Source organism: Paraburkholderia guartelaensis, from assembly GCF_004353905.1.
In the GTDB taxonomy this organism is placed as follows: Bacteria; Pseudomonadota; Gammaproteobacteria; order Burkholderiales; family Burkholderiaceae; genus Paraburkholderia; species Paraburkholderia guartelaensis.
Genome location: NZ_SMOD01000035.1, coordinates 20,312 through 39,512, shown reverse-complemented (window position 1 = coordinate 39,512; position 19,201 = coordinate 20,312). Strand labels below are relative to the sequence as shown.

Annotated in this window: 17 protein-coding genes; 10 read left to right on the top strand and 7 right to left on the bottom strand. The window is 63.2% G+C overall.

Going from position 1 to position 19,201, the window contains the following annotated elements; genetic code table 11:
• The first annotated feature begins 29 nt into the window (after positions 1-29).
• The gene (locus E1N52_RS32645) at positions 30-1,196 is read left to right on the top strand and encodes a radical SAM protein (protein WP_133187664.1); all 1,167 of its coding nucleotides are present in this window, start codon (positions 30-32) and stop codon (positions 1,194-1,196) included.
• A 7-nt stretch (positions 1,197-1,203) separates the two neighbouring features.
• Here E1N52_RS32645 and E1N52_RS32640 read toward each other — a convergent pair whose 3' ends face one another.
• A complete protein-coding gene (locus E1N52_RS32640) occupies positions 1,204-2,283 on the bottom strand; it encodes an MDR/zinc-dependent alcohol dehydrogenase-like family protein (RefSeq protein ID WP_133187662.1) in 1,080 nt (359 codons plus the stop codon).
• 108 nt (positions 2,284-2,391) lie between these two features.
• Between E1N52_RS32640 and E1N52_RS32635 the strand changes: the two genes are divergently transcribed.
• On the top strand, positions 2,392-3,180 hold the full coding sequence (locus E1N52_RS32635) for a helix-turn-helix transcriptional regulator (protein ID WP_133187660.1): 789 nt from the start codon (positions 2,392-2,394) through the stop codon (positions 3,178-3,180).
• Here E1N52_RS32635 and E1N52_RS32630 read toward each other — a convergent pair.
• The 5 genes from E1N52_RS32630 to E1N52_RS32610 form a co-directional block, all read right to left on the bottom strand.
• Complete coding sequence (locus E1N52_RS32630) at positions 3,177-4,166, bottom strand: D-alanyl-D-alanine carboxypeptidase family protein (RefSeq protein WP_133187658.1); 990 nt, start codon at positions 4,164-4,166, stop codon at positions 3,177-3,179. The two genes, E1N52_RS32635 and E1N52_RS32630, sit on opposite strands and share 4 nt — an antisense overlap.
• Before the next feature lie 192 nt (positions 4,167-4,358).
• Positions 4,359-5,681 carry a leucine-rich repeat-containing protein kinase family protein gene (locus E1N52_RS32625; protein WP_246089310.1) on the bottom strand — a complete coding sequence of 441 codons (1,323 nt, stop codon included), beginning with the start codon at positions 5,679-5,681 and terminating at the stop codon, positions 4,359-4,361.
• A 123-nt stretch (positions 5,682-5,804) separates the two neighbouring features.
• Positions 5,805-7,259, bottom strand: coding sequence for an efflux transporter outer membrane subunit (locus tag E1N52_RS32620; protein ID WP_133187656.1), 1,455 nt, complete (start codon positions 7,257-7,259; stop codon positions 5,805-5,807).
• A complete protein-coding gene (locus tag E1N52_RS32615) occupies positions 7,256-10,474 on the bottom strand; it encodes an efflux RND transporter permease subunit (protein WP_133187654.1) in 3,219 nt (1,072 codons plus the stop codon). The genes E1N52_RS32620 and E1N52_RS32615 overlap by 4 nt, the downstream gene beginning before the upstream one ends.
• Before the next feature lie 9 nt (positions 10,475-10,483).
• A complete protein-coding gene (locus tag E1N52_RS32610) occupies positions 10,484-11,704 on the bottom strand; it encodes an efflux RND transporter periplasmic adaptor subunit (RefSeq protein WP_425468177.1) in 1,221 nt (406 codons plus the stop codon).
• A 308-nt stretch (positions 11,705-12,012) separates the two neighbouring features.
• Here E1N52_RS32610 and E1N52_RS32605 point away from each other — a divergent pair, with 308 nt between their 5' ends.
• A complete protein-coding gene (locus tag E1N52_RS32605) occupies positions 12,013-12,654 on the top strand; it encodes a TetR/AcrR family transcriptional regulator (RefSeq protein ID WP_133187650.1) in 642 nt (213 codons plus the stop codon).
• 27 nt (positions 12,655-12,681) lie between these two features.
• Here the strand turns inward: E1N52_RS32605 and E1N52_RS32600 are convergent, their stop codons facing one another.
• Positions 12,682-13,137 (bottom strand): MEKHLA domain-containing protein, encoded by a 456-nt coding sequence (locus E1N52_RS32600; protein WP_133187648.1) that lies wholly within the window; start codon positions 13,135-13,137, stop codon positions 12,682-12,684.
• A 198-nt stretch (positions 13,138-13,335) separates the two neighbouring features.
• Here E1N52_RS32600 and E1N52_RS32595 point away from each other — a divergent pair, with 198 nt between their 5' ends.
• The 7 genes from E1N52_RS32595 to E1N52_RS32565 all read left to right on the top strand — a co-directional run bounded on the left by E1N52_RS32595 (position 13,336) and on the right by E1N52_RS32565 (position 19,101).
• Entirely contained in the window at positions 13,336-14,361 is a 1,026-nt protein-coding gene (locus tag E1N52_RS32595; RefSeq protein WP_133187646.1) for a DapH/DapD/GlmU-related protein, read from the top strand.
• A gap of 111 nt (positions 14,362-14,472) precedes the next feature.
• On the top strand, positions 14,473-14,826 hold the full coding sequence (locus E1N52_RS32590) for a DUF3311 domain-containing protein (protein WP_133187644.1): 354 nt from the start codon (positions 14,473-14,475) through the stop codon (positions 14,824-14,826).
• Positions 14,827-14,934: 108 nt separating this feature from the next.
• Positions 14,935-15,717 carry a YdcF family protein gene (locus tag E1N52_RS32585; protein ID WP_133187642.1) on the top strand — a complete coding sequence of 261 codons (783 nt, stop codon included), beginning with the start codon at positions 14,935-14,937 and terminating at the stop codon, positions 15,715-15,717.
• 294 nt (positions 15,718-16,011) lie between these two features.
• Positions 16,012-17,553, top strand: coding sequence for a methyl-accepting chemotaxis protein (locus E1N52_RS32580; RefSeq protein WP_133187640.1), 1,542 nt, complete (start codon positions 16,012-16,014; stop codon positions 17,551-17,553).
• 150 nt (positions 17,554-17,703) lie between these two features.
• Entirely contained in the window at positions 17,704-18,198 is a 495-nt protein-coding gene (locus tag E1N52_RS32575; RefSeq protein WP_133187638.1) for a molybdopterin-dependent oxidoreductase, read from the top strand.
• 289 nt (positions 18,199-18,487) lie between these two features.
• The gene (locus tag E1N52_RS32570) at positions 18,488-18,694 is read left to right on the top strand and encodes a hypothetical protein (RefSeq protein ID WP_133187636.1); all 207 of its coding nucleotides are present in this window, start codon (positions 18,488-18,490) and stop codon (positions 18,692-18,694) included.
• 65 nt (positions 18,695-18,759) lie between these two features.
• Positions 18,760-19,101: an RcnB family protein gene (locus E1N52_RS32565; RefSeq protein WP_133187634.1), complete on the top strand. Its 342-nt coding sequence runs from the start codon at positions 18,760-18,762 to the stop codon at positions 19,099-19,101.
• Positions 19,102-19,201 lie beyond the last annotated feature (100 nt).

Below are 19,201 nucleotides of genomic sequence, written 5' to 3'. Positions count from 1 at the left end.
AGCCGGCAAACCGTGAGGGCACCAGCACCATGGACAGGACAGAGCGGACCATCAAGTGGCGCAGTTTGCCAAATGTAAGCAACGACGCGAACGAGCCACACAATCCACTGCCTGCGGTCTGTGACGTCTCGGTGACGAATGTTTGCAACGCTGCGTGCGACTTTTGCGGCTTTTCGCGCGAGAAGAAAATGGCAGGCCCGCGCCGCTATCTCGATCCCGATGCGTTCGAGCGCGCGATGCCGATGCTGCGCAGACGCAAGATTCGCTACATGACGCTGCAGGGCGGCGAGCCTCTCGTCCACCCGCAGATCGAATCGCTCGTCAGCTCGGCCACGAAAGCCGGCATCCAGTGCGGCGTGATCACGAACGGCTGGTTCCTCCCCCGCCACATCAAGCAACTGGCCGCCGCCGGCCTCAAGCGGCTGCTGATCTCGATCGATAGCGCTGACATGAGCGAGCACGAGCACAATCGCGGCCTGCCAGGCCTTGCGGCCCGCATCCGCGAGGGCATCACCCAGGCGCACGGCTTCGGCATCCCGGTCTGCGCAACGGTGACGGTGAGCCATCTCGTCCAGTACGAGTCGCTTCCCGAAACACTCAGCCACCTTGGCTTCGATTCGGTGGTGTTTTCCTACCCAAGGCGCGACGCATTCGGTTCCACATCGCTGGTTTACGACGAGAATTCGAAGCTTGTCGACCTCAGCCGTGACGAACTACTCGAAGCATTGAGTGCCATCGAAGCCCTCAAAAAGCACTTTCGCGTGATGGACCCGAGCGCCGCGCTGGACGAGGTCGCACGGTTCGTGCGCGGCGAGCAGCAACGCATTCCGTGCATCGCCGGGAGCAAGTATTTTTATATCGACTGGAACCTCGATGTCTGGCGTTGCGAACCGTGGCATGAGCCCATGGGCTCCGTGTTCGACCTCGACCGTCTGCCCGATCAACGCGAACCGTGCAACGCCTGCATGATGGGGTGCTACCGGCATGCCAGCGTGCTGATGCACGGCGCCAAGGCCGTCACTGACTCGGTCTATGCGCTGGGCAGGGGCGAACTCCGCAATGCTGTCGGCTTGTTGCTCCAGCGCGGCGTGGCGTATTCGCTGTGGGCGCTCGCCACGGAAGAATTACCTCGAACGGCGCTTACCGCATTGGCGGGACGGCCCGGCGCGCGCCGTTCATCCCCGCAAGGCGCATGAATCGAGGCTACGGGCAAATCACCGTCATGTTGAATGGGCCGCCGTTCGCCGCCGCATGCGCGACGGCCTCGTTCGCATCGTCGAGCGCGAAGGTCGTCACATCGAAATGGCGCAGATCGAGCAGTGCCCCGTGAATCAAACCGGCCATTAGCGTCACGGCGTGCGTTGGGTACATCCACTTGCCCCGCAACGTGATGTCATTGCGCATGATCCACGGATAAGGCAGCTCGAGCCCGGCTCCACCCAGCATGCCGACACCGCCCATCAGGACCACGCGCCCGTATGGGCGGACCGCCATCACCGCGGCGCGCACCGTCGTCGCCGGAACCGATGGCGGCATCAGGTCCATCACGCAGTCTATCGGCCCAGGCGCCGCCCGTTGCATGCGTTGGCGATCCGTTGCCTCGTCGCCGGAAAGCGCCACGGTTCTCACGCGCTTGCCGAATTTGCGCGCCAGCTTGTCGAGCGCCTGCACGTTGCGCCCAGGTGCAACGACGCACCGCGCGCCCATCGCGAGCGCCACCGCGACGCACGCGCTGCCGAAGTTGCCGGTCGCGCCGCTCACGAGCAGGATCTCGCCCGCCCGCAGATCGGACGCGAGCAGCCCGCCATAAGGCACGAGCAGCGTATTGAGCGCACACCATCGTGCAGCGTCGGCCGGATCGATGTCGCCGATACGCACCGCGTTTTCGGTCGGCACCCTTAGCTGTTCCGCGAACGGGCCGTCATGAAAATAGCGCTGCAATTTCTGGCCGCCCTCGCCCCGCGCGCTCCAGCCCTGCAGCACGATGTCGGGCATCAGCGCGTCGTCGCGAGCACGCACCGTCGGATCGCAGAACACCCAGTCAACCGGTTGCAGTTTCGTCGCATCCGGGCCGATGGTCCGCACCCGGCCGATCGCGCCGCAGCCTGGCACGATCGGCAGTTCGATGGGATAGCGGCGTTCTCCGCTGAACACTTCCTGCGCATAGGACAACACCGGCGCCGCAACGACGTCCACGACGACCTCGCCGGTGCCGGCAGAGGGATCCGGTATCTGTTCGATCGCGAGCGGCGTGTTGAGGGTTTTCAGAATGGCAGCTTTCATGGCGCTTCCAGAAGGGGGAAAGCGCCGATTCTGGCAGGCTTAGAATGGGCAACAAGGCCCGCTGCGATCCCAGGATTGCGCACTCCCACCCTGCACGAAGCGAACGCGATGACAGCCACGACACAAACCCAATTCGGCGAATTTCTGCGCTCCCGGCGCAAGAAATTGAGCCCCGACGACGTTGGCCTGGGCGGCGGCCGGCGCCGCCGCACGCCCGGCCTGCGGCGTGAAGAAGTCGCGGAACTCGCAGGCATCGGCGTGGACTGGTATGTCCGGCTCGAGCAGGGGCGCGCGGTCAGCCCTTCGGATGCGACGCTCGATGCGCTTGCCCAGGCACTGCGGCTCGACAAGGCCGAAGCCGCCCATTTGCGCGCGCTCGCGCAGCGCGGCGAGCCGCGCGTCTTCGCCCGCGAGAGCGTGCCGCCGACCCTTGCGCGGATCGTCGCCAGCCTCGGTCTGCCCGCTTACGTCGCGGGCCGGCGCTGGGACATCCTCGTGTGCAACGAGGCCGCCTCCGATCTGCTTGGCTTCGACCGCCTCGCTGCGGAAGATCGCAACATCATGACCTACATGTTCATCGAACCCGAGGCACGGCGGCTCTTTGGTGCTAGCTGGTCCGATGAAGCCCGCCGCATGATCGCGCTGTTTCGCACGAGCCACGACCTCTATGCGGGCGACCCTGCGTTCGTCGAACTGGTCGAGCGCCTGCGTTCAGGCAGCGAGGAGTTCGCGAGGTGGTGGAATGCGCACGACGTGCGCAGCGGCGCGTCGGGGCAGAAGGTCCTGGCGCACGCGAAGCACGGTACGCAGCGCTACGAGTACGCAACGTTTCAGGCGAACGACGATCCGGCGCTGAAGCTCGCAATCTACACACCGGCCGGCGCGGATGCCGTTTAGCCTGTCGCCGCAACCAGCGTATGGTGCGCCCGCTTGCCGGCATGGTGTTTGACGCTCTGCCGGTGCGCACCGGGCGTCGGGGCGCTCCGGTACGATGCGAGCCGCACACTGACGCCGTGCGAACGCGCGAGCATCGAATAGTGATGATGCGCACGGGCGCTTGCGTAATAGCGCGGCTCGACGACCGGCGTGTCGTCGCCGTTTAGCCATCGCCGTATCGTGACGAGATCGGCAGAGCGTCCCCACGAGGTTCGCGAGCCGAGCAGCGCAATCATCACCTGCCCGTTCGGCATGTTCGCATCGACCACGATGCAGCGCCCCGCCTCGCGGATATAGCCTGTCTTTGCGACCAGCACGTCCCAGTCGGCTGAGCTCACTATCGGGTCGGTGTTGTGATAGAACCGCGTCCTCGTGCCGATCGCCTCTTCGTAACGGGGAAGCGTCGTGTATTCGCCGATCAACGGATAGCGCGCCGCGGCGTCCGCCATCTTCACGACATCGCGCGCCGTCGAGAGATTCTCGGGCGAGAGCCCGGTTGGATCGTCGAAGTGCGTATTGGTCATATTCAGCGCGCGCGCCTTTTCATTCATCTGCCGGATGAACGCCGGCTGGCCGCCCGGGAACGCATGCGAAAGCGCGGAGGCAGCGCGGTTCTCCGACGCCATCAGCGCAAGACGCAGCATCTCTCCTCGCTCGAGCGACGCACCGATAGGGATGCGGGACCCCGTATGCTTGAGCCGATCGATGTCGTCGTTGTCGACGGTCACCGTGTCTCCCAACGGCTGGGCGGTGTCCAGCACGACCATCGCCGTCATCAGCTTGGTGAGCGACGCGATCGGCTGGGCCTCGTCGGCGTTCTTTTCGAGCAGGACTTCGTGGCGCGCGACGTCATACACGATCGCGCTGTGTGAATGGAGGAATGGCGTCTCGCCCCACGCAACGAACGGCGCCGAAGCGAGCAATAGCGCGCTGAGGAATTTTTTCATGGCGTTCACACCCTGGGACGGCAATCAGGCGATGGCGGGTCCAACGTGCAACTGATCCCCAACGATTCAACTGTAGTTGCTCGTTGCACGAATGAGTGTGGGAAAGAGGACAGAATTCTTGTCCTCCATGCCGACTATTCAGCGGCTTGCGAAAATTCCTCGGGCGTCAGCGAAACCGCCCGTTTCATGGCGTCAGGCAGACAGCCGCTCGACAATCTCATCGAACGAAGGCCGCCTGTCGACTTGCTCGGCGAAACAGTCTGCAATCAGCGCATCGAACCCGGCGTCGCGTTCATTAGCCTCTCCGGCCAGACGTTGCGCGAGTTCTTCCAGCAAGCAGCCGAACGCGCGTACCTCGATGCGCTCGAGCGCCTGCGACTGTGCGCGATCGTCGATATCGTGAAAGGACGCCGCGCCGAAGTCGCCTAGCAATACGTGCCCTGAGCCGTCGTGCAGGATGTTGTGCGCGTAGAGATCGCCGTGCATGATCCCGCGCCCGTGCAGATGCTGCGCCGCCGATGCGATCCCGCGTGCGATCCGCAACGCAACCGGGCGATCGAACAGAACATCGGCTGCGTAGACGTCCCTCGTACACGAGTCGAGGCTCGGCGGCCCGGCGAGATTGACGAACGCCGGAGGGATGAGTTCCATCACGAGGCCGTGCTCGCCCAGCGGATGACCCGTGATCTTGCCGAGCACCGGGATGAGGTTCGGATGCGGCCCGGCTTGCAGACACGCAGCCATTTCGAGTTCCGGCAAACCGTCGCTCGTCACCGCGCCCTTGAACAGCTTGACGGCGACCGCCTCCACCGGATGGCCGTCGCGCAGGAGACGCGTCGCGCGATGTGTCACGCCCGACGCGCCCTCGCCGAGCGTTTGTCCAAGCGCGAGCGTATGCCAGTCGATATCGGGCACCGGCGAATCGGCCAGCGCTACCTGCTCGCGCGCCACGTTCAGCGGATTGCCGGCATAGGCGAGCCACGCGAGCCGCGGCAGACGCAACAGCCAGTCCGGCAAGGCGTCGAGCCGGTTCGCCGAAATCCGCAGCAGCTCGAGCCGGCTGCACGCGGCCATCGTCTCGGGCAACGAGCGCAGCCGGTTGCCGGCGAGCATCAGCTTTTGCAGATTCGGACGCTCGCCGATTTCGGCCGGCAGCGCGTCGACGTCGTTATCGGTCAGGATCAGCCAGCGCAATTGCGGCGGCAGCGCGCGCCCCGTAACGCGGCGGATGCGGTTCGCCTTGAAGCCGACCATGCTCAGCGATTCGCAGTCGCCGAGTACAGGCGGCAACTCGGTGAACGGGTTGTTCGAAGCGAACAGAATGCGCAGATGGCGCAGCCTCGGGAGGTCGTCCGGCAGCGACGTGAGCGCATTGCCCGAGAGGTCGAGCACCTCGAGGGTGTCGGCGAGGTCGAAGATTTCGCGCGGAAATTCGGTCAACCCGCAAGCGAGCTTGAGCTGTCGTGCGCCGGCAAGTTGCCCGTCACGCAGTTGTTCGAGAGTAGCGGTCTTCACGCGTGAATTGAATCGAATAATCGAATATTGGCAAGGAAGTCGGCGGCGCCGCTGCGCAACGCAGCGCCGACCCTCGCAATTCTAGCGGGTGACTCGCCTGGGCTGCATTTCGGACTGCATGCCTCAAGAACGCGCCTGATCGCTTGCGGCAGCTTGCTCATGCACGGTCGATGCGGACCAGCCGCCGCCCAGCACCTTGTACAGCGTGACCTGATTCGATAGCTTCGCAAGCTCGTCGGTGACGAGTTGCTCCTGTGCCGTATAAAGCGTGCGCTGCGCGGTCAGCAAAGTCAGGAAGCTGTCGGTGCCGGTCTTGTAGCGCGCCTGCGCGAGATCGTAGTAATCCTGCGCCGATTTCACGTAGTCGCGGTCCGCCGCGACCTGATCGACATAGGTCGCGCGCCCCGCCAGGGCGTTCGATACCTCCTTGAATGCCGTCTGGATCGCCTTTTCGTAGTCGGCCACGTCGATATCCTTCTCGATCTTCGCAACGTCGAGCGACGCCTTGTTGCTGCCGTAATCGAAGATCGGCATCGTGATCGTCGGCGCGAACGTCCACGCGCCCGTGCTCGCCTTGAAGAGCTGCGAGAGGCTCGTGCTGGCGGTGCCTGCGCTCGCCGTCAGCTCGATCTTGGGAAAGAACGCCGCGCGCGCGGCGCCGATGTTCGCGTTCGCCGCCTTGAGCGTATGCTCCGCCTCGATGATATCGGGCCGCCGCGCGAGCAAATCGGATGGGATGCCCGCATCGACGTCCGCGAACATGGCGTCGCTCTCCAGCAGCGTAGGCCCCGTGGCGAAGTCGTCGGGCAACGGACAGCCGATTTCGGCGATCAGGTTGTTGCGGTCCTGAGCGACTGCACGCGTGTATGACGCCACGCTCGCGCGTGCGCTCGCCAGCGACGTCTGCGCCTCGCGCACGTCCTGAAGCGACGCGCTGCCGATCTTCATCATGCTCAGCGTGAGGTCGTAGGTGCTCTGGTTGGCCGTAGCGGTGTCGGTCGAGACCTTCAGCAAGGTCTCATCGGAAAGCAATTGCAGATAGTCGGTCGCCACATCGGCCACGAGCGAAAGCTGCGTGCTGGTGCGCGAGGCCTGCGTCGACAGATAGTTTTCGAGCGCCTGGCGCTTGAGGCTCCGGATGCGCCCGAAAAAGTCGATTTCCCACGATGTCGTGCCGACCGACACCGTGTTCGAGTGGCTCACCGCGCCATCGGTGCGCGTGTTCGTGAGCGAGCCGCCGGCGTCAATCGTCGGCGCCAGCTCCGCGCGCGTGATGCGGTACTGCGCCTCGTACTCGGCCACCTGCAGCGCCGCGACACGCAGGTCCCGATTGTGGTCGAGTGCGAGCCCGATCAGCTCTTGCAGGCGCGGGTCCTTGAAGTAGTCGCGCCAGCCGACGTCGGCCGCGTTCGGTGCTGCAGGTGATATCGAAGGCGTAGCCGCCGATGCACCCGTAGCGTACGCGGCGCCCGTTGGCCACGTGGTGGCGACCGGCGCAGCGGGCCGTTGATAAACCGGGTCGAGAGAGCATGCACTCAATGCTGCCGCACAGAGCACGGATAGAAGCTTCAGTTTCATTCCTGATCCTTTGCGGGCTGCGCGGCTACGCCGTCGCCATGCTCTTTGAACAGCCGGCGCACGACGATGAAGAACACGGGCACGAAGAAGATGGCGAGCGCTGTCGCCGCGATCATCCCGCCGGCCACACCGGTTCCGATCGCATGGCGCGCAGCCGAGCCCGCGCCGGTACTGATCACGAGCGGCAGCACACCGAACACGAAAGCCAGCGAGGTCATCAGGATCGGCCGCAAACGCTGGTGCGCGGCTTCGAGCGTGGCCTCGACGAGGCCACGGCCCTGCTCCTGGAGGTCCTTCGCGAATTCGACGATCAGAATCGCGTTCTTCGTTGCGAGGCCGATTGTCGTCAGCAGGCCGACCTTGAAATAGACGTCGTTCGACAGCCCGCGCAGATGCGCACCCAGCAACGCGCCAAGCACGCCGATCGGCACCACGAGAATGACCGCGAGCGGCACCGACCAGCTTTCGTACAGCCCCGCGAGGCACAGGAACACCACGATCAGCGAAATCGCATACAGATACGTGGCCTGCGAACCGGCAAGCACTTCCTGATACGACTGCCCCGTCCACTCGATGCCGAATCCGGTAGGCAACTGCTTCGCGAGGTTTTCGACGGCGGCCATTGCCTGGCCGGTGCTCACACCAGGTGCGGGCTGCGCGCTCATCTGCATCGCGAGTTCGCGGTTGTAGCGCTCGATCTGCGGCGGCCCGAACGTCCAGCGCGTGGTCGCGAACGCCGAGAACGGCACCATCTGGCCGTCGTAGCCCGACGTCGTCGTGGACGATGTAGACGTTGAACCCGAAGTGGAACTCGACGACGAACTTGAGGATGACGAAGTACTCGACGACGAATCTGCGCGCACGTACCATTGCCCGATGTCGTCCGGCATCATCCGGTACGGTGCGTCCGCCTGCACGTAGACCTTCTGGATCCGCCCGGTATCGATGTAGTTGTTCACGTACGCAGAGCCGAATGCCGTGGAAATCGTCGTGTCGACATCGGCGATCGACAGCCCGAGCGCACTCGCCTTCTCCCGGTCGATATCGACGTAAAGCTGCGGCGTATCTTCGAGGCCCGCCGAACGCGTCATCGCGAGCGACGGATCCTTCGCGGCCAGCGCGAGGAACTGGTTGCGCGCCTTCAGCAGCTTGTCATGCCCCTGGCCCGCACGGTCCTCGATCTCGAAGTCGAGGCCGCTTTGCGTGCCGAGACCATGAATCGCAGGCTCGTTCATCACGAAGATCTGCGCATCGCGATTGCCCGCGAAGGCCGCGTTCGCGCGATTGATCACCGCCTGCGCGCTGTCGTTCGACCCGCGCTGGCTCCAGTCCTTCAGTTGCACGAACGCGAGCGCATTGTTCTGCCCTTGTCCGTTGAAGCTGAAGCCGTTCACGGCCATCACGTGCGTCACCGCGGGCTGCTTCAAAAAGTACTGTTCGACGGCTGCCACGGTCTTCAACGTCTTCGAAGACGGCGTGCCGACCGGCGCCGAAATCGACACCATGATCGAGCCCTGGTCCTCCTCCGGCAGATACGAAGAAGGCAGCGTTACGTACAGAATGCCGACCACGCCCGCGATCAGTCCATAGCCGAGCATCCAGCGCGCGGGCCTGGCCACCACGCGAGCAAGCGTGCTGCTGTAGCGCGCGTTGCTCTTCGTGAAGAAGCGATTGAACGCGCCGAGCAAGCCACGGCTCCGCGCATGTTCGACGGCCGACGGGTTCAGCAGGCTCGCGCAGAGCGCGGGCGTGAGCGTCATGGCGAGCAGCACCGAGAGCACCATCGCCGATACGATGGTGACCGAGAACTGGCGATAGATCGCGCCGGTCGAGCCGGAAAAGAACGCCATGGGGATGAAGACGGCGGTCAGCACGGTCGTCACGCCCACGAGCGCGCCGGTGATCTGGCTCATCGCCTTCTTCGTGGCCGCCTTCGCGTCGAGCTTTTCCTCGGCCATGATCCGCTCGACGTTTTCGACGACGACAATCGCGTCGTCCACGAGCAAGCCGATCGCGAGCACCATGGCGAACATCGAAAGCACGTTGATCGAAAAGCCGATCGCCGACATCACGCCCAGCGTGCCGAGCAGCGCGACCGGCACGACGATCGTCGGAATCAGCGTCGCGCGCAGGTTCTGCAGGAACAGGTACATCACGAGGAACACGAGGATCACCGCTTCGAAGAGCGTCTTCATGACCTCCTCGATCGAGATCTTCACGAACGGCGTGGAGTCGTACGGATACGCAATCGCCACGTCCTTGGGCAATTGCGGCTGCAGTTCTACGAGCTTCGCGCGCACGGCCTTCGCGACCGCCATGGCGTTCGCGCCGGTCGAGAGCTTGACGGCCAGCGCGGCGGCCGGCTTGCCGTCGAGCCGCGAGGACGTATCGTATGAATCGCCGCCCACCTCGACGCGCGCGACGTCCTTCAGGCGAACCTTCGAGCCGTCGCTATTCACGCGCAGCAGAATGTCGCCGAACTGGTCGGCAGTCGTCATCAGGCTCGACGCCGAGATCGTCGCGTTGATTGCCTGGGAATCCGTAGCAGGCGCACCGCCGAGTTCGCCGACGGAAAGCTGCACGTTCTGATTGGTGACCGCAGTCGTCACGTCGGACGCGGTGACGCCGAAGCTGCGCAGCTTCACGGGATCGAGCCAGATCCGCATGGCATGCTGCGCGCCAAAGAGCGTAACGTCGCCCACGCCGTTGATTTGAGTGAGCGGGTCCTCGATCTGCGTGGCGATGACGTTGCCGAGGTCGATCGAGTTGAGCGAGCCGCCCGGCGACGAGAGCGCGACGATCATCAGAAAGTCGCTTGACGCCTTCGCCACCTGCACGCCCTGCTCCTGCACCGTCTCCGGCAGCGAGGCGGTGGCCTGGGTAACCTTGTTCTGGACCTGCACCTGCGCGATGTCCGGATTGGTGCCGGGCTTGAACGTCAGGTTGATGGTCGCCTGGCCCGCGCCGCTGCTCGTCGACGACATGTAGAGCAAGTTATCGATGCCGGAAAGCTTCTGCTCGATCACCTGGGTGACGGTTTTCGCGACGGTGTCGGCGGAAGCGCCCGGATAGGTCGCCGTGACCTGCACCGAAGGCGGCGCGATAGTCGGATACTGCTCGATCGGCAGCGTGGTGGTCGCCGCGCCGCCGATCAGCATGATGACGATCGCAACGACCCACGCGAGGATCGGGCGCTGGATGAAGAAACCTGCCATGCGCCCTCCTTACGACTTCGCCGCTGAAGATGCTGCTGAAGTCACAGCAACGCCAGAGGCTGCATCGGCGGCCACGTGAACCGCCACGCCCGCCTGCACCTTCTGCAGCCCGCTCACGATCACGCGATCGCCGGCCTGCAATCCGCCCGTAACGATCCACTGGTCTGCATAGGCGCTGTCCGCGCGTACCGCAACCTGCTTCGCGTGTCCGGTCGCATCGACGACCCATACGCTCGCGCTGCCGTCCGAAGCGCGCGTGACCGCGAGTTGCGGAACGAGCAGCGCGCTCGTGCTCTCGCCCTCGTCGAGCTGCGCGCGCACGAACATGCCGGGCAGCAGTTCGCCTTCCGGGTTCGGGAAGACCATGCGCAGCGTGACCGAGCCCGTCGTCGCATCGACGGTGATGCCCGAAAACTGCAGCACGCCCGCGTGTGCGTACGGCGTGCCGTCCTCCATCACGAGCTGCACCGCCGCGCCCGTGCCCGAGCGCTTGAGCCGGCCGGAGGCAAACGCCTTGCGCAAGCGCAGCCAGTCGGCGCTCGAGCGCGTGACGTCGAGGTACATCTCGTCGTATGCCTGAATGGTGGCGAGCGCGGTGGTCTGTTCCGAGGTCACGAGCGCGCCTTCGGTCACCGACGAAGCGCCGATGCGGCCCGAAATGGGCGCGGTGATCCGCGTGTAGCCGAGATTGATACGCGCCGACTCGAGCGATGCGCGATCCGCGATCACATCGGCCTCGTCCTCGCGAACGGCGGCGATCGCATCGTCGTTGTCCTGCGCGCTGACCGCGTTGATCTTCACGAGCTGCGCGTAGCGGTCGGCCTTCGTCTTTGCGGAAGCCAGCGTTGCCTCGGCCTTGGCGAGCGTGCCGCGCGCCTGATCGTAAGTCGCCTGGTAGGTGGCCGGATCGATCTGGTAGAGCACCTGGCCCGCCTTTACGTCCGAACCCTCGACGAAGAACCGCTTCTGCACGATGCCGCCAATTTGCGGCCGTACATCCGAGACCTTGAGAGCCGAAAGACGGCCCGATAGCTCGGCCGTCATCACGATGCGTTGCGGTGCGAGCGTCTTCACGCCGACTTCGACGCTTTGGCTGGCGAGGCTAGCGGGCATCCCGGCGTCGTGACGTTGACAGCCGGCGATCAATATGACGGTCGAGCAGAAAAGCACGGTGCCCAAGCGTTGGCTTTTCCGGCTCCATCCCTCTCTTGCATGAATCTGTTGTGGCATATATCCCATCGAATCTTGCGTTGAATCGCCTTGCCAAAACACGGGCAGGCGCGAAGCCATTGACTCGTAGTACTAAATGGTTGAAGTCTTGCAGCCCGGAAAGGTTGATGCCTCGTTGCGCATCAGCTTCCAACCCTGAATTGGATGTTCCCGGTCACATAACTAAACTGAACGGTATGGTTTATAATGGAACGGTTGGTGGCTGTCAATCGCATTACCCGGCCAGGAATGTTTCAATCCGTGACGGGGCAGCGTATTTGCGTGGACGCTCGCGTCCCAGCCCGAGAGCAAAAGAGGAAGGGAGACCCATGAGAAAGAAGACCGAAGAAAAGCGTCAATCCATCATCGAAGCCGCGCTGGAAGTGTTCCGGGACGTCGGCTTCGAGCAGGCGTCGATGACGCAAATCGCGGCTCGCTCGGGCGCGTCGAAGGCGACGCTGTATAGCTATTTCGAGTCGAAAGAGGCGTTATTTGCTGAAACAATGACGAGCCGCGCCGGAACCGAAATCCGGCATGCGTTCAGTCAGTTGAGGCTCGATATGCCGCTAGGCGAGTCGCTCGCCGCGTTTGGGGTCCACTACCTGACGGCAGTGCTGCAGCCCTCTTTTCTCGCAACACGCCGCCTGTGCTATCAGGAGGTCGACCGGTCGAACGTGGGCCGAGCCTTGTACGAATCGGGGCCGAAACGGGGCTTGATGCACGTGCGCGACTTTCTCGCCGGCGCGATCGAAGGGGGCACCATCCGGACGTGCGATCCAGGCGTCGCCGCTCAGCATCTGCTGGCGCTTCTCGAAGCCGAGTTGGTCGAAATCGCGACGCTTGGCTATGAGGTCAAAACCTCGCGCGCAAAATTGCTGGAGGTCGTGAACCGGGCGGTCGATGTATTTGCCGCGGGCTATGCCGCAGCCGCGCCGCACGCGAACCGCAAGGGTCCGCAGAGCGCAAAATGACGGCGGGCTTCGCGAGCCCAAGCAGCATCAGCAAGGCGCGACCTGCGGAATCATCGCAGCCTGCCCGTGCAGCACGCCGGCTTCGTCGATTAATTGCCATACGGTCGCGCGTTCGATCCAGAAGCGCTGCCCTGACTTCGTGATGCGGATGCCGCGATAGTCTTTCACGAAGCCTTCGCGCGTAACCGAATCGAGAAATGCCTGCCGCTCGCTACGCTCGGGCGCCTGCGCTGAAAGACGCGACGGCAGCGCCGTGATCTCTTCCCAGTCGTAGCCGAAGATCGCTTGCGCGCGACGATTGCCATACATGAATACCGGGTCTGCCTGCGTGCCGTGCGCAAGCAAGCCGAACGGCGCGCGCTCGTAGAGCCAGGCCGCGCCCTCTGTATCACTCAAGCCTTCGGGCACGAGCGAAACGCCCAGCAAGCGGCGATAGCTATTTGCGAGAAGGCGAAAAAATTCGGTATCCGTGTTCGGCGACATGCAGACTTGCTCCTTCGAATCGTGGGGTTCCGCGTTGCGCAATTCTATCAACCGCGCGTAAAAATGCGCGTCCAACTCAGCGGCAGATACATGCCGACACAAACGGGAAAAGAACGGATACGTGTGTGCGCCAAGAAAGCTGGAATACGACCGAAACGCCGAGTGTTCTGTTAGCGGACAACCTTCGCGAGTCAGCCAATGGAACCTCGTTATCTGAACACCGGCGCGGTGGGCTTCGGCCTCGCCACCGTCTCCAGCAACAACACGGTCCTCGACACGTGGTATCCATTCGCATCGTTGCGAGCCGATGCAGCTGCATCGGCGACGTCAGCACTCACGGGCCCGCAGATTGGCGATTCCTTGGGCAAATGGGCCGCGCTGGCGGGTCAACGGGATGAGCGTCGGAGAGTGCGAACGGTTGCGGTGAGAACCACGATCGGCAGTCTCGCTACCCCGCCTGCGGACATCCACGATGTCTATCTGCGTTTGCACCTCATCAGCCGCCGCCTCATTGCGCCGCGACAGGCCAACTTGACCGGCTTCCTCGATCTCATGTCCGATGTCGCGTGGACGACGCTCGGCCCATGCGCACCGGGCCAGGCGCTCGATATGCTTCGCACATGTCGCGCCGAAGGTGTCCCGTGCGAGGTTCGCGGCACCTTCAAGGTGCCCCGCATGGTCGACTACGTCATGCCCGAAGACGTCTGGATTGCCGATGCCGACCGGGTGCTGCTGGGCGCTCACCTGACTTGCGGCACCACGGTGACGGCGGAAGGATTCATCGGCGTCAATGCCGGCACGACCGGACCGTGCATGGTGGAAGGCCGCATCAGTCTCGGCGCATTGGTGGGCGAGCTATCCGACGTGGGCGGCGGAGCGTCGATCATGGGGACGACGTCGGGAGGGGGCAAGCATCAGGTGACGATCGGGAAACGTTGCTTGCTGGGCGCGAACGCCGGAGTCGGCATCTCACTCGGAGACGATTGCGCGGTCGAAGCGGGCTTGTACCTCACTGCGGGAACTCGAATCCGGCTTGCTTCGGGCGAAGTGGTAAAAGCCATCGACCTGAGTGGCCGAAGCGGCCTCGTGTATCGGCGCAATTCGCAAACCGGTCAGATCGAAGCGCTGGAAAGCGCCAGGAGCTGGGTGTCGCTGCATCCGTCGCTGCACCGCCCCTCGCCTCAACCATGCCTCGTCACATCAGACATTGAATCACTTCGCTAACCTTATTATTTCTCCAACCTCTCTTTGTCAGGAATATGCCTGATCGATTGCGTGTTATGCCCTGCAGATCGTCGCTTCTCACGACGCGACGGTTTCAACTTTCCAAGGGCGATGCAATTGAAAGGCAATCCAAAATCTCTGCGACGCTGGCTCTCCCTGCTGTATTTGCCGTGGCTGGCCCTTATCGCTGTGCCAACCTGGGACAAGGTCGACCCCATGTGGGACGGCATGCCGTTCTTCTACTGGTATCAGCTGATTTGGCTCCTCGGTGGCGGCGTGACAACCGGCATTGTGTTTTTTGCAAGCGGTATGCTTGCCGGGAATTGCGCCACACAGCGCGACGACACGTCAACGCCAGCCCCGAACTCCGCTGCCGAACCCGCCATGGAAGCCGCCATGGAAGCCGCCCCTCCCCTCATCGCCGAGTTTCATTTCGAAGCGTTCGAAGGAGAGGTCGATCTATAGTTCGCCGCGCCGTGCTTGAAATAGACGGCTTGCGCGGGTTGTTCTGTACGATGCAATACGCGGCGGCCATCGTGCTCGCCAATTTCATTTCGATATCAGGTGGTTCGCATGACGCTCGTTGTCCTTCTCGTCGCCATTGCCGTTGCCACCTGTTTCGCTGCGCTCAAATGGCGCCGCACGAGTGGCGTGCTCTATGCCGCTTCGTTCGCCCTGTTTCTTGCCGCAGGCTGCGGCCCTGTTCCCGCCTGGCTGCTGACGAATCTGCAATCGGCCTATGCGAAGAATCCAACGGTGCAGTGGAGCAAACGAAACGCCATTGTGGTGCTGGGCGCAGGCACGGAAAAGGTGCCCCGCGCCGACCTCATCGAACCGGGCATTTTTTCGTACTCGCGCATCGTCGAAGCCGCCGCGCTCTACCGCGATTGCCGCAAGACCGGCGCGGATTGCAAGATCGTCGTGAGCGGCGGCGATCCGCGTCATAACGGCGAGTCGGAAGCCTCGGTCTATCGAGGCACCTTGATCCGGCTCGGTATCGAGTCTGCCGATGTGCTCAGCGAGCCCGACAGCATGAACACATGGCAAAACGCGCAATTCACCAGCGCCTTGCTCGAGCGATACCAGGCGGACGAAGTACTGCTGGTGTCGTCGGCCATTCACCTACGGCGAAGCTTGCTGTATTTTTCGCATTTCGGTGTCGATGCCACGCCGATGCGCGCCGACTATCTGCGCGCCGTTTTATCGCCACTACCGCTTGCGTACAACTTCACCATCACCGATTTCGCGCTCCATGAGTACGCCGGCATGGCGCTCTATGCGGTGTACAACGCGTTGGGCTGGAATGCCGCCGCGAAACGGCCGCGTCTGGGCAACGAGACCCGGCGCCTCTCGTAGTGAGGCTCACAGCCATGAACTGCCTGACGGCATCGATCCATTTAATAAGGAATACACATTTATTCGCGATCCTCTAGCGCCCGCCTGCACGCTTCTTTTAGAAAAATGGCACGCGAATAGTCAGACTTTCCCAAGCATTGTCGATGATGAATACCGTCCGCGCACGAGGTGTTTCTATCCGATTACGTATGATGAAAGACGACGTAATGCGCTAAACCTCAAGAAGGGCGGGCTCGAGCCGTAATAAGGAAGTCGGCGCGTCATGCGCCTTGCATTTTTAGCCATTCGAACCCCATGAAACTCAGCCGTAAGATTCCCCTCGCTTTCGCCGCGTCCCTCACCCTCATGTCGGCGGGTGCGTTCTACGGTATCCACACGCTCAACCAGGCCATCGATACCTACCGCACCACCGTGCAGGACGCCGCTGCGAACGAGCGCATGGTGTCTGCGACGCTCGTCGAATTCAAGCTGCAGGTGCAGGAGTGGAAAGACACCCTCCTGCGCGGCAAGGACCCGCAAAAACTCGATCGTTACTGGAGCGCGTTTCAGAAGCGCGAGCGCACTGTCAACGATCTCGCCGCCGCGCTCGAAACGAAGCTGCCCGAAGGCGAAGCGCGCACACTCGTCGCGCAGTTCGCCGATGCGCATGAGGCGATGGGCCAGGGGTATCGCAAGGGCTTCGAGGCATTCAAGGCGGCGGGCGCCGATCCCGTTGCGGGCGATACCGTGGTCGCCGGCGTCGATCGCGCGCCAGCCCAACTGCTCGACCGTGCCGCGCAGATCATCGCCGCCACCAATGCGCAAGTAGCCGCCCAGGCCGCGGTGCAGGCCGCGCACGCCACGATCGTGAGCGCCGTGCTGATGGTGGTCGCGTTCCTGCTCGCGCTGGCGGGCGGCGTGCTGTTCAGCCGCACGGTCACGAGCCCGCTGGGCCGCGCCGTGGACTTCGCTCGCGAGGTCGCCGACGGCGACCTGTCGACCGATCTGCATGCGCATGGCGACGACGAAACAGCGGAACTACTCACGGCGCTTGCGAAAATGCAGACGAGCCTCGCGCGCGTAGTGAGCGAGGTCCGAGCCAACGCCGAAGGCGTCGCAACGGCGAGCGCGCAGATCGCCTCGGGCAATCAGAATCTGTCCTCGCGTACCGAAGAGCAGGCAGCGTCGCTCGAAGAAACGGCCGCTAGTATGGAAGAGCTGACGTCGATCGTACGCATGAACGCCCAGAATGCGGAGCACGTCAGCTCACTAGCGGGTACGGCGGCGCAGACCGCGGCGCGTGGCGGCACGGTAATGCGCGGCGTGGTCGGCACGATGCAGTCCATTGCGGACAGCTCGAGCAAGGTCGGCGAAATCATCGGCTTGATCGACGGCATCGCGTTTCAAACCAACATTCTTGCGCTCAACGCCGCCGTCGAAGCGGCGCGTGCGGGCGAGCAAGGCCGCGGTTTCGCCGTCGTCGCGGGCGAAGTCCGCACGCTCGCGCAGCGCAGCGCAAGTGCGGCGCGCGAGATCAAGGCGCTCATCGAGCAGTCGAAAGAACACGTCGAAAGCGGATCGTCTCAGGTCGCCGACGCCGGCAACATCATCGACGAGATCGTCGAAGCCGTGCAGCGGGTTTCCGGCACCGTCCAAGATATTTCGACGGCATCACGCGAACAGTCGACGGGCATCGAGCAGGTGAACATCGCGGTCACGCAAATGGACGAGGTCACGCAGCAGAACGCGGCGCTCGTGGAGGAGGCATCGGCGGCAACGTATGCGCTTGCCGAGCAGGCGCATGCGCTTCGTGAGACCGTGGCCGCGTTCAGGCTCAGGGACGGCGCCATTGCCTGACTTCACGCAGATGCCGCGCGCCCAGCCTTGAGGGACATAACCGCCGCGGCATGTCCGGCATCTTGCAGGCGAGGCTGACTCCGGTCGATCGCGAGCGTAATATACGCTGGACTATAGCGAACGCTACATTACCGACCCGGAGACTCATGCATGGATATCGCGACCGCCCCGGCCCCGATCGACAACACCGCTGGGCAAATTAGCCCGCTCCAGCTCACGGGCAGCCTCGTGCGTCCGATGTCCCTCTCGCTCGAAGCGCTCCGGCAATATCCGGCCGTCACGTGCCCGGCGTTCGACCTGCGCTGCTACACCACGCAGCGCTTCATCCGGGCGGTCGCGCCCTATCGCGGCGTGCGCCTCACGGACCTGCTCGCGCAGGCCGAACTTCGCAACGACGTGGACGGCGACTTCAAGCGCATGATCTTCCTCGCCGTCGGCCATGACGGTTACTTCGTGACGTTTTCGTGGCATGAACTGTTCAACACGCCTGTTGGCGAGAAGGTGATCGTCGCGTACGAATGTGGGGACAAGGCGCTCGACGCGCAGCATGGCGCCCCCGTGCTCTTTTCGGGCGCCGATCTCGTCCCGGCGCCACGCCACGTCAAACGTCTCGCGCGCATCGAGGCGCGCGTGCTCGCGCTCTGAGGCATTGCCCCCGCTGGCCTGTGCAACGCAGGCTGGCTGTAACTGACGCGCCCAGCCGCGGCTCGCTTCGCGGCTTTGGCGTGCGCTGCCGCCGTGTTCGCGCTCCAATTTTGTGAGGCGTTACGCCGCACGATATTTTCGCTCCGATTGCTTGAAAGCAAATCTTACGAAATGTAAACTTGGTGCAAGCTTTGGATTCGGAGCCAGTCTTCCTCGGGGCTTCGCTCGAACTTCGAGCCAGTCCATCGATAGATTAGTAATCCTTTATTTCATTGTCAGGGAGAAAAGCGTGTACACCTACTTCAACCGACTCAACTCCACGTTCGCAATTGCCGGCCTCCTCATGATGGCGCCGTTCATGGCCATGGCCCGTTTGCCAGCGCCGACCATCGCCCCGCAGGGCGAGTCCATCGCCAAGAATCGCACGTCGAGTCGCGTCGCAGATGAGGCGCATCGCGCCAGCGAATCCAGTGGAAGTGAATCTCTCAGTGAATGATCAACATTCCTGAGTGAATTTCATCTCACTTCCTCTTTTCTTGAACACTAATGGGAGCATTCACCATGAAAGCAAAAATCACGACACTCTTCGTTATTGCCGCCCTGCTCGCCACGACAGGCACCGCGTTCGCATCGCAGCCTGAACATCGTCCTGGCAACCCGCCGCCCACGTCGATTGAAAGAGCCAACCGTCCGGTCGGTGCGATTCCGCATCGCGACTGGCATCGTGGCGACCGCCTGCCGCCTGAATACCGTGACCGGATTTTCGTGGTCGAAAACTGGAATCAGCATGGCCTGAAAGCGCCGCCGCGCGGCTACCATTGGGTCGGCGTAGCCGGCGACTATGTGCTCGTTGCCAGCGCGACCGGCGTGATCTCAACGGTTTTGCCCGCCAGTACCCATTGACCATGCCGTTGCTTTTCCACGAATTGCCCGCTCTTCGCCGCAACGCGGCCAAGGGCCGGCAACCGGCGGCGACCTGAACTCAAACCGCAACGACTACATA

Bases quoted from the DNA above. Each gene is read 5' to 3' on its own strand.
- E1N52_RS32635 (WP_133187660.1), top strand. From the start codon at position 2,392: ATGACAGCCACGACACAAACCCAATTCGGCGAATTTCTGCGCTCCCGG.
- E1N52_RS32640 (WP_133187662.1), bottom strand. From the start codon at position 2,283: ATGAAAGCTGCCATTCTGAAAACCCTCAACACGCCGCTCGCGATCGAA.
- E1N52_RS32595 (WP_133187646.1), top strand. From the start codon at position 13,336: ATGGAACCTCGTTATCTGAACACCGGCGCGGTGGGCTTCGGCCTCGCC.
- E1N52_RS32580 (WP_133187640.1), top strand. From the start codon at position 16,012: ATGAAACTCAGCCGTAAGATTCCCCTCGCTTTCGCCGCGTCCCTCACC.
- E1N52_RS32575 (WP_133187638.1), top strand. From the start codon at position 17,704: ATGGATATCGCGACCGCCCCGGCCCCGATCGACAACACCGCTGGGCAA.
- E1N52_RS32615 (WP_133187654.1), bottom strand. From the start codon at position 10,474: ATGGCAGGTTTCTTCATCCAGCGCCCGATCCTCGCGTGGGTCGTTGCG.
- E1N52_RS32630 (WP_133187658.1), bottom strand. From the start codon at position 4,166: ATGAAAAAATTCCTCAGCGCGCTATTGCTCGCTTCGGCGCCGTTCGTT.
- E1N52_RS32590 (WP_133187644.1), top strand. From the start codon at position 14,473: ATGCAATTGAAAGGCAATCCAAAATCTCTGCGACGCTGGCTCTCCCTG.
- E1N52_RS32605 (WP_133187650.1), top strand. From the start codon at position 12,013: ATGAGAAAGAAGACCGAAGAAAAGCGTCAATCCATCATCGAAGCCGCG.
- E1N52_RS32645 (WP_133187664.1), top strand. From the start codon at position 30: ATGGACAGGACAGAGCGGACCATCAAGTGGCGCAGTTTGCCAAATGTA.
- E1N52_RS32620 (WP_133187656.1), bottom strand. From the start codon at position 7,259: ATGAAACTGAAGCTTCTATCCGTGCTCTGTGCGGCAGCATTGAGTGCA.
- E1N52_RS32610 (WP_425468177.1), bottom strand. From the start codon at position 11,704: ATGCCACAACAGATTCATGCAAGAGAGGGATGGAGCCGGAAAAGCCAA.
- E1N52_RS32585 (WP_133187642.1), top strand. From the start codon at position 14,935: ATGACGCTCGTTGTCCTTCTCGTCGCCATTGCCGTTGCCACCTGTTTC.
- E1N52_RS32565 (WP_133187634.1), top strand. From the start codon at position 18,760: ATGAAAGCAAAAATCACGACACTCTTCGTTATTGCCGCCCTGCTCGCC.
- E1N52_RS32600 (WP_133187648.1), bottom strand. From the start codon at position 13,137: ATGTCGCCGAACACGGATACCGAATTTTTTCGCCTTCTCGCAAATAGC.